The sequence below is a fragment of the Tepidisphaeraceae bacterium genome (assembly GCA_035998445.1).
Classification (GTDB): Bacteria; Planctomycetota; Phycisphaerae; order Tepidisphaerales; family Tepidisphaeraceae; genus DASYHQ01.
Map to the genome: position 1 here is coordinate 117,356 of DASYHQ010000005.1, position 12,615 is coordinate 129,970.

The window sequence follows — 12,615 nt, forward strand, 5'->3', positions numbered from 1 at the left end:
CTTGGTGTTACTAGTTGCTGCTGGCCTGGGCATGCGCCACTTCGACGTTCGCGCTAACGCCGTTGATCGCCGCGGTCTGCTGCTGCCCCTGCTTCATCAGCTCAGGGTAGTTCGGCAGGCGACGCTCGACCTCGGGAAGCGCGACGGTCAGGAAGTCCTTCATGAGCTCGATCGACGCATCGCGGTCGTCCATCGTGGTCATCACTTCGACCTTCGCGAAGTAGGTCTCGCGCTGTGACAGGTTCTGCATGTGAAAGCGCACCCGCATCGGGTGGCTTTCGTAGTTCCCCTGTGTCTGGAAAAAATACGCGACATTACGGCGGAATAGGCGCTTGCCCGACTGATCTTCGAAATCGATGAACCGCACGGGCAGCTTCGCGCCGTTCAGGTAAGGGCTGGGCACGTCCCACAGTTGATCGCTCGGATTGACCGGACGGTAGCCGTCAGCGACGTAGCAGACGTCGGGCACGTGCGGCACGGTGTCAACCAGACCGGTGTAGTAGGTGACGGCGATGTTGATCACCGCTTCGGGGCGCAGGCGCTGAAGCTGGTCCAGCAGGTACCGCCGCTGCATCGCCGACTTGTCCTGAAACGCTGCCAGTTCGGCTTCGGTCACCTTTCGAGTGTCGACATAGTCGCGGAAGACGTATTGCTTGGTCCCAAGGTTCTCTTCGAGGTCATGCGGCAAGGGCGCATCCAGCGACACCATCTGCCAAGGCCCGATACGCGCGGCCAACCCGTCTTGCGGGTCATTCAAATCGGCCTTGAGCGGGATCGCGACCTTCTTGAAGTGCAGCTGAAACATCTGCGTCGCCGCGTTCAGCCCAATGGCGGCCACGCTCATCACGACGACGGCGACGATGAAGTGCGCGCCCCACCGCTTGCCGCCCGGTTGCGTCGGTTCGGCTGACGGGGCGTCGTGGTCTAATTCGGTTGCTTTGTTCATTTGCCCTCCGCCGCACTGGTAACGGTCTGCCGATCCTGCTGCGCCGGTCGCGCCACATTCGCCGCAGATGCGGTGCGGCCAATCGCCTGGGTGCGGGCGCTCACGACCTTCTTGCGGTTCGCATCTTTGTCCGCTTCTTCGATGAAGAGGTTATCCAGCAACCAGCCGACGCCCATGATGAGGAAGAACGCCGGGGCAAGCATCAGCATGCCGACAAACTGGTGGGCGAAGCCTTCGGACATCTCGCGGCTCCACAGATCCAGGAACCCCTGACCCGCGATGCGTACGACGTTGCAAAATACCGCGATCGGCACCGCTGACAGTGTGATCACGATCTTCTGCCACAGCGGGCGTCCGGACAGGAACCCGACCGCAGCCGCGACCGAGACGAACGTCATGAGCGACCGAAGTCCCGCACACGCCTCGGCAACGTTCAACGTGCGAACGGGGTCACCTAGGCCAAACCCACCGATGAAGATCTTCGTCGCACCGTTGTCGTACGCGTTCACCCCCGCCACCTGCAGCGTGAAGACCGCCACCCGCGCCGCGGCCAACTGGAGTGGCCAGGCGATATGGGCATACAGCAGGTTCGACCACGGGATCGCACACGCCAGGAACGCGATCGGGAACCACGCAATCTTCATCACGCCCCAACCGCAGATAAGCGCCACGACACCGAACAGCGTTACGACGATGCCGAAGTCGCTGATGAAGTCGTTCTTGGCGGGCCAGATGCCGTATTCCCAGATCGCCAGTCCCAGGAACAGAAACACGAGCCCGAACCACGACGGCTTCGACCGCGCGGTCAGCAACTGTGTCCGATTCGTGTAAAGGTAATATAAACCGATCAGCGGAACCGCGATCGCGTGTCCCCAGTTGGGCTCCCCAAAGAACGGATTGGTCTTTAGCCACAACCGGCGGAAGTTGGGCCAGAACGCCATCACGAACAAGATCGCGATAATCCCAGTCTTGATCCAGAACGTGGTGTTGAAGCCTTCCTGGCGCGGGACCGCGGCGTCGCGTCTTGGCGACAGTTCGGCCGACGATGATGTTGCAAGTCCGCTCAGAAGCCCTCCTCCAGTCCGAAACAGGTCTGCCCTCGCTAGACAGCCGCAGTGCCCGGTCCATCGACCCGGTTCTACCGCAAACAGCGTGAAGTGCGCGTGCCCTCAACGACAACAGGTGCAGCCTGACCCCGATATAATCATGGGGAAAAGCAGCACCCGTTGCACTAAAAATTGTTACGTTCCGCCCGACCCAATGTTCGAGGGACGGCGCCGATCAGCCGTCGTTTAATTATCCAACGTCTGACGTTCGTCGGCGTAGTTCCGGTCATAGAGGAAGCCAAACCCGTAAGTTACGCGGAACCCACCTCGGATCGCCGCAAGAAACGGGGCCAGAAAATTCGTACCGACCTGAACCACGTCGTTGGGCTTCAGGAAGATGTCCGGTTGAGCGCCTTCCCAGATCTTGGCCAAGTCCACACGGACGAAGATTTCCTTGTCTTTCCCGATCCGGCGGATCAGATCCGTCCGTTGGGGAATGGCCAATTGATCGAGCATGCCGGCCGACACGACCGCCTGCTTAAGGGTGATGTCGCGGCCGGTCAGGCTGTAGACACCAACCCGGTTCACGTGCCCACCCATGTAGTACTCGCCGACCACCGGCTGCGGGACGATGATCATGTCCTGCGGCTTAATGACGATGTTGTACTTCAGCTCGCCGTTGCGCAGCTGCGGAATCGGGATCCGGATAACCCGAGTATCGGACACTCCGGGGGCCTCATTGAATTCAAAAGCCGGTTCCGTCGTGGCAGCGGCGACGGCAGGCTGGGTTGTTTCGGGAAGCTCAGGGGCGGCATCGATATCACCGCCGGGGATGAGGACCGGCTTACCGTCGATCGTGATGTACCGGCCACCGGTTTCCGTTTCGGGCAGCGTCGCGGGTTGGTTGGAGACGCTCTCGTCGGTCGTCTGCAGGTAGACGGCCCGGAGCGCGAGCCGATCGGTGCCGGCGTCGACCTTCGGTTCCAGCGCGTCGGGCGCAGGACCGGTCGCCGGCGCGGGCTGCACGGTCGGTGGCGCCGTCTCGGCGGCGTCGACCGACTTCTGTCGAATGATGTACAGGTACTCAATGGTCGGCGCGGTCGTATCGCGGGCCAGCACCAGTGCGTCCAGCACGCGGAACTCGGACTGGATGATCGCGTACTGCCCGGGCTGCTGCACTGCGCCCAAGATGCTGAACGCCCGGCCGCGTGCCTCGGCGACCGTGACGGACACTTGGGCGTTCGTGATCAGCGCCGCGGCGCGGTAGGCTTCGACCACGGCCGCTTCCAGCTCGGCCTCGGTCATGCCCAGCGCCCGGATCTGCCCGATGTACGGCAGGCTCGCGTTGCCGCTCTCGCTCACCCGCACCGAACGCACCGTATCCACACCGGCGGCCTGCAGGTCGGAGATCGAGATGTTCACCAGGTCGCCGCGGTCCAGGCGGTAGTCGACCCGATTGGCGATCAAGTCTTCTGGTGTCGGGTCGCCTGCGTTCAGGAACTCGTCGTTGGCCTCTTCCACGCCAGTGTCGAGCGAGGTGAGGATCGGCATCGTCAGGGGCGTGCGCTCCATCCGACCGAGCTCTGAAGGGTCGATGAACGACTTCACCTCGCAGCCCACGCCCATGGCGAGCAACGCCGCGGCGGCGGCGGATTGCAGGGAATACTTCGCGACCAGTCCGTTGGATTTCGAAAGACGGGGCAGACGCAAGACGCGCTCCTTTCAACCGGCCGGGACATCCGAAGCCCCGGCCACCCGAACCCCTCGCGCGACGTGCGCCGCCGGGTGATTCGTACTATCTGATTATCACACCTGGACCCATTCGCCCGCCGGCCGCGCCACACGCACCGCGAACCACCCTTGGGAGGGGCCGCGGTACTTTACGATGCCAATCGGGTATTGCAACACGATGCCCGGACCCGAACGGGGGCCGATTACCGCGCGCCAAATGACGTCCTTTCGGTTTATCGGCCCATTCGCCCGATATATCACAGACAAATTCCGACTATGCTCCCACCGTCCAGATTTGACAGGTTTTCGGACCTTGGAATGGACCGTTGACGAGCCGTCAGGAAAGCGCAAGTCCCGTCGAAACTCGAGGAGCGAGCGTTCAGATCGGGTTCGGGTACCGACTTGCGAGGGGTTGGACCAGTTCCAGTTCGTTGCCGTCGGGGTCTTTGAAGAACGCCAACCGCACCGCCGGGTTGATTTCGGGGAAGAGCTTGGGCTCGATGTGGAACGCGATGCCCTTGCCGGTCAGCTCAGCGTAGGCTGCGTCGATGTCCGGAACTTCGAATGCGAAATGGACCCAACCCTGCCGGGCGCGGTCCATCGGCTCCAGACGTTCGATGATCTCGATGGTCGTCGGGCCGGCATCGACGAAGATGATGTTGCGCCCCGAGAACGAGCCCACCTGCTTCAGGCCGAGCGTCTCGATGTAGAATTTGCAGGTCTGTTCGAAATTGGGCGTGCACAGCGCGACGTGATGCGTACCGGTGATCTTCATTGTGATGCGTTGCTCCTTGTGTCCGAGATAGAATCCCCGCTCCGCCACCTGAAATCAACCGCTGGAGTGTAAGGAGGCGCCCAGTAGTTGCCTATCTTGCTTCGCGGCTTCCTTCGCGCCATCGCGTCTTCGCGCTCTTCCCGAGTCCCAAAAACGAAAGTGGCCGACGCGGACAACGCGTCGGCCATCTCGATTTTCGACTGAAGACGAACAGCGGATCAGACTACCAGGCAAAGTGGGCGAACGCCTTGTTGGCGTCGGCCATGCGGTGGGTCTGCTCGCGGGTGTTGATGGCCTTGCCTTCCTTCTTGTAGGCGGCCATCAGCTCGTCGGCGAGGCGGTCGCTCATCGGGCGGCCACCCTGGTCACGGCAGGCACCGATGATCCAGCGGAACGCCAGCGACTGCTGACGACGGCGGTTCACCTGCATGGGCACCTGGTAGTTGGCACCACCGACGCGCTTGCTGCGCACCTCGACGTAGGGCTTCACGTTGTTGATCGCGCCCTCGAAGATCTCGAGCGGCGGGACTTCCTTCATCTTCTTCGTCACCTGTTCCATCGCATCGTAGAAGATCTTCTGCGCGACGGTCTTCTTGCCGTCCCACATGATGCAGTTGATGAACTTGCTGACGAGCTTGCTGTTAAAGCGGGAATCCGGCTTCAGGATTTCCTCGCTCGCGGTGAACTTTTTATAGGCCATTTTAGATCATTTGCGATTTGCGATTTGCGATATGCGATTGAAGAGCAGCGAACGTTCGTCTGCATTTCAATCGCAAATCGCAAATCGCAAATCGGCAATTCCTTAAACTATCGTAACAACCACCAAATACCGACCGCCATCGCGCCGAGGATGAAGATCCCCATGAAGATGACGTTGCCGTAACCGGACTTTACCTCGTTCACATCCCCCGCCAAGAGGATGAACGTAGTAAGCATCTTTCGTACCCCTTACTTGCCGCGCTTCGCGCCGTACTTGCTACGGCTGCGCTTGCGACCGTCGACGCCCAGCGCGTCGAGCGTGCCGCGGACGATATGGTAACGCACACCGGGCAGGTCGCGCACGCGACCGCCGCGAACCAGCACGATGCTGTGTTCCTGCAGGTTGTGCTCTTCACCGGGAATGTACGCGGTGACTTCCTTGCCGTTGGACAACCGAACGCGGGCGATCTTGCGGAGCGCCGAGTTGGGCTTCTTGGGCGTCATGGTCTTCACCTGAAGGCACACGCCACGCTTCTGCGGCGATGCTTCGAGGTCCTTGACCTTATTGTTACGCGGGAGGGCCCGCCGGGGATTCTTGATGAGCTGGTTAATCGTCGGCATTTCGTTCCTTCAACTCGGTCTTGCCATGCATAGCAAGGGTCCGGAAAATCGAGTCGAACAGTATATAGGCGCATCACCTGCATCGCAAGGGGTGTGCTTTGCAGAATCGAGTGACACCAGATCAGGGGCATCCCCTCCTTCACGGGCCAGCCACTGAAGCGGCTAGCATTTTCGCTGCTCACGTCATTTTAAGCTCCTTATCCGACGGCGGCCCGACCCAGTCACGCTTCCCGCATATGAAAACTTCGGATCGTGTTCTGCTGAAAATCCGGGTACGCCGCCACATCGAGTTCCGCCAGATCGAGGCCGTCGAACTCGTCCGCCTCGCGTACCCGCAAGCGCGTTAATCGCTTCAGCAGCGTGAAGACCACCCAACCCACCGCCGCTGCCCAGATTGCGATCACGATGATCGCGAGCCCGGCTAGCCCGACCATCTTCAGCCGCGCGACCGCGTCGCTTGGGTAGAACAGCCCGGTGGCAATCATGCCAATAATGCCACCGACACCGAAGATCGTCACCCCGGCCGGCGGGTCATCCAGGCGATATTGCGTATCGATCGTCACGGCGCAGTGCGGGACCACCAGTCCCGCGATCAGCCCCACCAGCACGTGGTGGAAGCCGGGCGCGGTGCCCAGCACCGTCACCGCCACCGCGGCCCCTAGCACGCCGGTGAGCACGAGGCCGATGTCCGGCCGACCGAACTTTACCTGCGTCGCGACCGTCGCCGCCACCCCACCGGCCGCGACCGCGAACAGTCCCAGGTCAGGCCGCATCGTCCGCACGCTGTAGAACGCCACCAATCCGATCAAAGCCAACACACTACCCACGACGGCCAGCGGCAGGTTGTGGCCAGGGATCAAACTCGTCGAACCGTCGCGATGGTATTTATTCAACCGCGGCCCGATCGCCCAAATCCCCATCGCGGTAAACGCCGCGCCGGCGATGGGGAACGGATCGACGCCCACCAAGCCAAGGTTGGCTAGCCAGCCGTTGGTCATCCATCGCAACGGCAACGGGACCACGACCGCCCCCAGCGCCACCGCCGCCCACATGCTCGGCCAGAACCCGCAGCGCTCGCTCAGGCCACCGGCCAAGAATCCACTTGCCAGGACGACGCTCGCGAGCGCCACCGCCTGCGGCGCGCCGCCAAACATCGCGTGAACGTTGAAGCCGACGTAGTCGTTTGGTCCGATCGCAATCGCAGCGCCCACGAGCCAGAACGCCAGACCGGCGAAGCACAGGTCCAGCAGCGCACGCCCCGCGGTGGCGGCGGCATGCTTTGAGCGCGTTAAGCCGACGGTGTAGGCCAGCAGCCCGAGCCGCGCCAGCAGCGCCATCACCAGCAGTAACGCTGACACGATCGTGCCTATGTTGATTGCGTCTTTATCCACGGCCACCTTTCTACCGCGCAGCCCGGTCGGTCGCGAGATGCGGGACTTTGCTTATACTTCGTAGCATGATCCGCCGCGATGAAACCGACGGTTACCTGCTGATCACACAGAACGACCACGCGAAGCTCTCCGGGCAACTGGCGGCGTGCGTCGGCAACGAACGGTTCGGCGCCTTGATCGACAACGCCGCTGCGGTGCGCGGCATTACGCTTCACGACTGCGGCTGGCCGGTTCACGATGAAGCCCCGACGATCAACCCGAAGGGGCAACCGACCGACGTATTCGAGTCGCCGCACGACGTCGCGCTGCGCGTCTGGACGGAAAGCGCAGCCCGCGCGACCGCCGAAGGTCCGTATCCCGGCCTGCTGGTCAGCCTGCACGTGCTGCATCTGTCGCTACTGGCCGACGCGCGGAAGCAGGACGTTCACGAGCGGTTCGCGGTGAACAAGTTCCAGCACGCCGAGGTCGAACGGCAGGAGACGCTCCGCCAATCGCTCGGCCTGCGCATCGACCGGCCCCTAATGCACGGCCTGGCCGACCCGCACGCCGATCCGTTGGAGGATGCGCTGCGATATCACTTCCGCTGGCTGCAGACGCTCGACCAGATCAGCCTGGCCCTCTGCTGCACCGCCCCACCCATCTCGCGCACGACCGAGTTACATCCACACGCGGGTGACGATGCGGTCAAGCTATCGCTTGAATGCACTGGCGAGCGTGCGCTGCGCATCGATCCGTGGCCGTTCGACAGGCCGTCGATCGACTTGCAGATCACCGGCCGGCTCGTTCCGCGCGTGCATTACGACGATGCCGCGCAACTGCGGACGGCATACGCGACGGCGGCAGAACGGTCGCTGCACATGCGGCTGCACGGTGGGTAGAATCGCCACATGGTCATCCGCCCCGCCACTGCCGCCGACGTCAACTTCGTCAACGACATCGACGCCACGCTGGAGGCCGCGCATTACCTGCACGTCGACCGGGCGGGTGAAGGCCTCGGTCGCAGCTGGCGATTGGAACCGCGCCCGCTGCGCGAGCGGGCGATTCGATCATATCCACTGAGCGAGGACGCCGCGTTCACGCTGAAGCAAGTCGCCAGTGGCGCCGACGACGGCCTGGCGCTGGTGGCCGAGCACAACGAGCAGCTGGTCGCGCTAATGCTGGCCCAGCCGGATGTCGCCCGTCAGACGCTGCGCCTGATCGACCTGCGCGTCGACTACGACTTCCGCCGACAGGGCCTCGCGACGGCGATGTTGTTCTCGGCCATCAGCCACGCACGGGAAACGCAATTGCGTGCCGTGGCGACCGAGACGCTGACCGACAACCAGCCGGCCGCCGCGATGCTGGTCAAGAGCGGTTTCGAACTGGCGGGCATCGACGACCACCGCAACTCGAACCACGACTTAGTCAAGGAAACCGTGACGCTGTTCTGGTACGCCGCCATGGATTGAGCAATCGCGTTGTACAGGATCTCGCCTACGCCAACGCCTCCTCAAGCGCTTCGGGCTGACCTGGCTCGGCCGTCCTGCGGTCGGGCATGCGAAGGTAGATCGACGCCACCCACGAGGACTCTTGTCCATCTCTATTGCGCTCCTGAAGCGGCGAAAGCGAACGCGAAGCTCGCGAATGGGAGACGCGAAGGACCGCGAAGAAGGCGACGGAGCCTGGCGGCGGCGGTCTGGGTAAGGCGATTCGCGAATCCGTGCACCATTTTGCACCATTGTGCAACATCGGGTGAATGAGACTGGGCAGCTCATGTCCACGGCGTCGGCTATTCAGTTGTCAAAGAACACGCTATCCATCTCTACGCCCGCGCTGCGCGAATGACGTGGAAAGGGCGCAACACCCTTTGGATTTCTTCGCGGCTTGCTTCGTGGCTTCGCGCCTTCGCGTTCTCTTCGTTCATCGGGAGAAGCGGAGAAGAGAGACAGACAAGAAGGTCCGTCCCACAGAATGCACAGACAGAATACGGAGGGAGAGCCGGGGGGAGAGACAGGCAGGAATGCCTGTCCTACAGAAGATGGTTCACGGTGCGAGCGAGCGACGCGGGGGCTACCACGTCACGCGGGCGCGGAGCTCGGCGATGCGGGCTTCGATGGCGGTGGCGAGGTCGTCGAGGCGCTTGAGGATCTTGTCGGTCTCGGCGGTCGGCAGCACGCCGTCGGCCTTTAGTTCGCTGAACTCCACGTGCGCCTTGCGGGCGGCCGAGAGGGCCATCGTGTTGCAGACGATGTTGCCGCAGATCGCGTCGTCGTCGTAACCAATGCCATGCCCGGCGGCGATCTTGGCGCTGGGCGTCAGCGCGTGCTCGCACGCCACCGCGATCCGGTCGTCGTTCACGTCGTTGAACGGCGTCAGCGTCTTGATCACCAGTGACGCCAGCGTGCGGCCCCACCGGTAAGCTGGAATCGCATTCAACGACCGGCGGTCGGCCTCCACCTCGGCCAGCAGTTCCGGATCGTTCGGATCGATCTCGTCCAGGCCAACTTCGTCGCTAGCCCCCTCGCAGTCGGCGGCGTAGCCTGGGCCGCGCTCGTCGCTCGCGCTGCCGTCCGACCAACCCATCTCGCGCGCGATCTTCAGGTCGCGGTGCGGGTCGTCCAGCAGCGTCTCGAACAGCTCGGCATACCGCGCAGCGCGCAAGTCGCTCTCGCGCAAAAACCCGCGCCAGCGATTTTCGTCCCACGGGCGGTCGTCCTCGCGTTGCAGATCGGATTGGCGCTTCTGGGGCATGCGTTGCTTTCCCGTTTGGTGGACCTTCGCTGAACGGCCGCTCGAGCATCTTAACCGGCACGTTCCGGACAGTCGTCGAACGCTGAACAACACGTCCTCAACCCGCGCCCGTTCGTTCGAAGACGACCGAAAAAGACTGGCCTCTGAGGTGGCCAGCCCGCTGCGCGTGCTGAACGGCTCAGGCGCCGGTTGCGACGGGCGCGGTTGCCAAGGCAAGGCGTTTGCCGAACAGAGTCATGTTCTTCGCTTCGACAATCTCGACATCGACCAATTCACCCTTGGTCGTCAGTTCAGCATCGAACACTACGATCTGATCGCCACCGGTTCTACCCACCATCTGAGTCATTTGACGCGATTGGGCCGGCGAACGGCTCGCCCAACCCAACTCGACGTTCGATTTGGGATAAACGGCCTGTTTGCTCACCAGTTTGCTCTCGCCCTCCACCAGCACCTGCACGGTCCGGCCAACCATCTCGGCATTCACCGCGGCGCTCACCTCCCCTTGGGCGGCCAGCAGCTCGGTATTTCTACGCCGCTTCACGTCGTCGGGAATGTCGTCGGCAAAGCGGTCGATCGCGATGGTGCCAGGCCGCGGGCTGTACTTGAAGATAAAGCTGTTCTTGAAGCGCGCCCAACGCAGCAGGTCGACCGTTTGAACGAATTCTTCCTCGGTTTCGGTCGGGAAACCCACGATGAAATCGCTTGCAAGGCAGATGTCGGGCATGAACCCGCGGGCGCGCTCCACGAACTCGCGATACTGGCCGACGGTGTAACCGCGGTTCATCATCTTCAGGACGCGGTCGCTGCCGTGCTGGGCCGGCACGTGCAGGTAGCGGCAGATGCGCTCGCAGTCGCGCATCGCCTGCAGCGCCTCATCGGTGAAGTCGCGCGGGAAGCTCGTCACAAACCGCAATCGCGGCAGATGCGGCACGGCCTCATGGATCATGTACAGCAACTGCCCGAACGTCGTCGTCCGGCCATCGCCATGTTTGAAGTGGTAGTGGTTGATCGTCTGCCCGAGCAGTGTCACCTCGCGCACGCCCACGTCGGCCAGCCGCTTCACTTCATCAATGATATTCTGTGGCGGACGGTGGACTTCCGGCCCACGCGTATAGGGGACGACGCAGTACGTGCAGAACTTGTTGCAGCCACGCGTGATGCGGACGTAAGCCTGACGCACGTCGTCTTCCGATGAGATGCTGCGCGACAGATCGAGCAGCTCAAGATTGTCCTCGGCCGCTTCCAGCGTCGACGACCGGCGCACATTAGCGCCCATCAGCGCCACCTGCTTGTCAGCCGGGCCGCTTGCTTCCGATTCAACCGAGTTCGTCACGACCGCGTTGTGGACCAGGTTTACGAGCTTATCCAGTTCGCCGGGACCGCAGAGCAAATCGACGTGCGGGAACCGCTCGAACAGCCGTGTGCCATCACGCTCGGCCATGCAGCCGATGACGCCGATGACCGTATCGGGCTTGGCCGCCTTGCGTTCCTTCAGCTCGCCTAAGCGGCTCCAGACCTTCTGCTCGGCATGCTCGCGCACGCTGCAGGTGTTGTAGAGGATGACGTCGGCGTCGTCGCGCGACTCGGTCGATACGTATCCCTGTCCGCGCAGCTGCCCCAGGACGAGCTCGCTGTCGAGCACGTTCATCTGGCAACCGAAGGTCTCCATGTACAGCTTCTTTGGCATTTCGCGTGACAGTGTAGCCGATTTCGGGGTGCGGTTCGACAGAATCGCAGGGAAGAACGGTGACCCGAACGTATGGCAGCCGTTGGAACGGCATTGCAGTCGGCACAACCGAATCGTAGAACCATGGCGATGTCGCCAACTGACCGTGTCGTCCTGTTCCTGATCGATGGCCTGCGCGGCGACGCGCTCGGCAAGGTTCACACGCCCCACCTCGATCGCCTGATCGCCCGCGGCGCCAGCACGACCGCGGCCCGGTCGCTCATGCCCAACTGCACGCTGCCGTGCCACACGTCGATCTTCTTCGGTGTGCCACCCGAACGGCACGGCATCGTCACTAACACGTTCACGCCATTCGTTCGACCGGTGCGCGGGTTGATCGAGACGATCACCACGGCCGGAGGCGCGTGCGCGATGTTTCACAACTGGGAGCAGTTGCGCGATCTGTCGCCTCCCGGCCACCTCAAGACGAGCATATTCCACCAGTTGCCGCAGGGCGACCTGTCGGCGGGCGACCGGGCGGTCGCGCAGTCGGCGACCGATTGGCTGGGGAGCAACAGCTGGAACTTCGCGTTCATCTACTTGGGCGCGACGGATGAAGTCGGCCATCGCCATGGCTGGATGAGCGACGAATACCTGGTCGCCTTCGCGATCGCCGACCAATGCATCGGTCAGGTGCTGCCGAGCCTTGGCGAGCAGACGACAGTCATCGTCACCGCCGACCATGGTGGACATGCCCGCACGCACGGCACCGACTGCGATGAGGACATGCTCATCCCCTTCATCATTTCCGGTCCAAATGTGCCCGCAGGCGCGACGGTGAACACCCCCTTCGATCTAGTCGACTTCGCCCCCAGCATCGTTCGTGCGCTCGGCGTTACCCCCGACGCCAACTGGACAGGCCAGCCCGCAACCTATCGCTCGGCAGATACTTAGAATGGCCCCGGCGGCAAGCGGACGCTACAATTCCCCTCGGCACTCACGGGGAGACG

General features: G+C 62.7%; 13 protein-coding genes. 3 read left to right on the forward strand and 10 right to left on the reverse strand.

Annotated features, from left to right (window positions below; genetic code table 11):
- Positions 1 to 10: 10 nt before the first annotated feature.
- From VGN72_00690 to VGN72_00725, 8 genes are all read right to left on the reverse strand, one after another.
- The gene (locus tag VGN72_00690; protein HEV7297853.1) at positions 11 to 946 is read right to left on the reverse strand and encodes a hypothetical protein; all 936 of its coding nucleotides are present in this window, start codon (positions 944 to 946) and stop codon (positions 11 to 13) included.
- A complete protein-coding gene (locus VGN72_00695) occupies positions 943 to 1,887 on the reverse strand; it encodes an exosortase/archaeosortase family protein (protein HEV7297854.1) in 945 nt (314 codons plus the stop codon). Before VGN72_00695 ends, VGN72_00690 begins: the two co-directional genes overlap by 4 nt.
- 351 nt (positions 1,888 to 2,238) lie before the next feature.
- The gene (locus VGN72_00700) at positions 2,239 to 3,702 is read right to left on the reverse strand and encodes a polysaccharide biosynthesis/export family protein (GenBank protein ID HEV7297855.1); all 1,464 of its coding nucleotides are present in this window, start codon (positions 3,700 to 3,702) and stop codon (positions 2,239 to 2,241) included.
- Between the two features lie 400 nt (positions 3,703 to 4,102).
- Positions 4,103 to 4,498, reverse strand: a complete 396-nt coding sequence (locus tag VGN72_00705; GenBank protein HEV7297856.1) for a VOC family protein — start codon at positions 4,496 to 4,498, stop codon at positions 4,103 to 4,105.
- Positions 4,499 to 4,721: 223 nt separating this feature from the next.
- Positions 4,722 to 5,198 carry a 30S ribosomal protein S7 gene (gene rpsG, locus VGN72_00710; GenBank protein ID HEV7297857.1) on the reverse strand — a complete coding sequence of 159 codons (477 nt, stop codon included), beginning with the start codon at positions 5,196 to 5,198 and terminating at the stop codon, positions 4,722 to 4,724.
- Positions 5,199 to 5,305: 107 nt separating this feature from the next.
- The gene (locus tag VGN72_00715; GenBank protein ID HEV7297858.1) at positions 5,306 to 5,434 is read right to left on the reverse strand and encodes a hypothetical protein; all 129 of its coding nucleotides are present in this window, start codon (positions 5,432 to 5,434) and stop codon (positions 5,306 to 5,308) included.
- Positions 5,435 to 5,446: 12 nt separating this feature from the next.
- Positions 5,447 to 5,818: a 30S ribosomal protein S12 gene (gene rpsL, locus VGN72_00720; protein HEV7297859.1), complete on the reverse strand. Its 372-nt coding sequence runs from the start codon at positions 5,816 to 5,818 to the stop codon at positions 5,447 to 5,449.
- A gap of 221 nt (positions 5,819 to 6,039) precedes the next feature.
- The gene (locus VGN72_00725; protein HEV7297860.1) at positions 6,040 to 7,209 is read right to left on the reverse strand and encodes a hypothetical protein; all 1,170 of its coding nucleotides are present in this window, start codon (positions 7,207 to 7,209) and stop codon (positions 6,040 to 6,042) included.
- 65 nt (positions 7,210 to 7,274) lie between these two features.
- Between VGN72_00725 and VGN72_00730 the strand changes: the two genes are divergently transcribed.
- Positions 7,275 to 8,087, forward strand: coding sequence for a DUF3891 family protein (locus tag VGN72_00730; GenBank protein ID HEV7297861.1), 813 nt, complete (start codon positions 7,275 to 7,277; stop codon positions 8,085 to 8,087).
- A gap of 9 nt (positions 8,088 to 8,096) precedes the next feature.
- Positions 8,097 to 8,657, forward strand: coding sequence for a GNAT family N-acetyltransferase (locus tag VGN72_00735; GenBank protein HEV7297862.1), 561 nt, complete (start codon positions 8,097 to 8,099; stop codon positions 8,655 to 8,657).
- A 601-nt stretch (positions 8,658 to 9,258) separates the two neighbouring features.
- On the opposite strand, the gene VGN72_00740 is transcribed toward VGN72_00735, so the two are convergent.
- Positions 9,259 to 9,939: a hypothetical protein gene (locus tag VGN72_00740; protein HEV7297863.1), complete on the reverse strand. Its 681-nt coding sequence runs from the start codon at positions 9,937 to 9,939 to the stop codon at positions 9,259 to 9,261.
- A gap of 178 nt (positions 9,940 to 10,117) precedes the next feature.
- Positions 10,118 to 11,626, reverse strand: a complete 1,509-nt coding sequence (gene miaB, locus VGN72_00745; protein HEV7297864.1) for a tRNA (N6-isopentenyl adenosine(37)-C2)-methylthiotransferase MiaB — start codon at positions 11,624 to 11,626, stop codon at positions 10,118 to 10,120.
- 123 nt (positions 11,627 to 11,749) lie between these two features.
- On the opposite strand from miaB, the gene VGN72_00750 reads away from it, so the two are divergent.
- The gene (locus tag VGN72_00750) at positions 11,750 to 12,559 is read left to right on the forward strand and encodes an alkaline phosphatase family protein (GenBank protein HEV7297865.1); all 810 of its coding nucleotides are present in this window, start codon (positions 11,750 to 11,752) and stop codon (positions 12,557 to 12,559) included.
- Positions 12,560 to 12,615: the final 56 nt, after the last annotated feature.

Bases quoted from the DNA above. Each gene is read 5' to 3' on its own strand.
- VGN72_00690 (HEV7297853.1), bottom strand. From the start codon at position 946: ATGAACAAAGCAACCGAATTAGACCACGACGCCCCGTCAGCCGAACCG.
- VGN72_00695 (HEV7297854.1), bottom strand. From the start codon at position 1,887: ATGGCGTTCTGGCCCAACTTCCGCCGGTTGTGGCTAAAGACCAATCCG.
- VGN72_00705 (HEV7297856.1), bottom strand. From the start codon at position 4,498: ATGAAGATCACCGGTACGCATCACGTCGCGCTGTGCACGCCCAATTTC.
- rpsG (HEV7297857.1), bottom strand. From the start codon at position 5,198: ATGGCCTATAAAAAGTTCACCGCGAGCGAGGAAATCCTGAAGCCGGAT.
- VGN72_00715 (HEV7297858.1), bottom strand. From the start codon at position 5,434: ATGCTTACTACGTTCATCCTCTTGGCGGGGGATGTGAACGAGGTAAAG.
- rpsL (HEV7297859.1), bottom strand. From the start codon at position 5,818: ATGCCGACGATTAACCAGCTCATCAAGAATCCCCGGCGGGCCCTCCCG.
- VGN72_00730 (HEV7297861.1), top strand. From the start codon at position 7,275: ATGATCCGCCGCGATGAAACCGACGGTTACCTGCTGATCACACAGAAC.
- VGN72_00735 (HEV7297862.1), top strand. From the start codon at position 8,097: ATGGTCATCCGCCCCGCCACTGCCGCCGACGTCAACTTCGTCAACGAC.
- VGN72_00740 (HEV7297863.1), bottom strand. From the start codon at position 9,939: ATGCCCCAGAAGCGCCAATCCGATCTGCAACGCGAGGACGACCGCCCG.
- miaB (HEV7297864.1), bottom strand. From the start codon at position 11,626: ATGCCAAAGAAGCTGTACATGGAGACCTTCGGTTGCCAGATGAACGTG.
- VGN72_00750 (HEV7297865.1), top strand. From the start codon at position 11,750: ATGGCGATGTCGCCAACTGACCGTGTCGTCCTGTTCCTGATCGATGGC.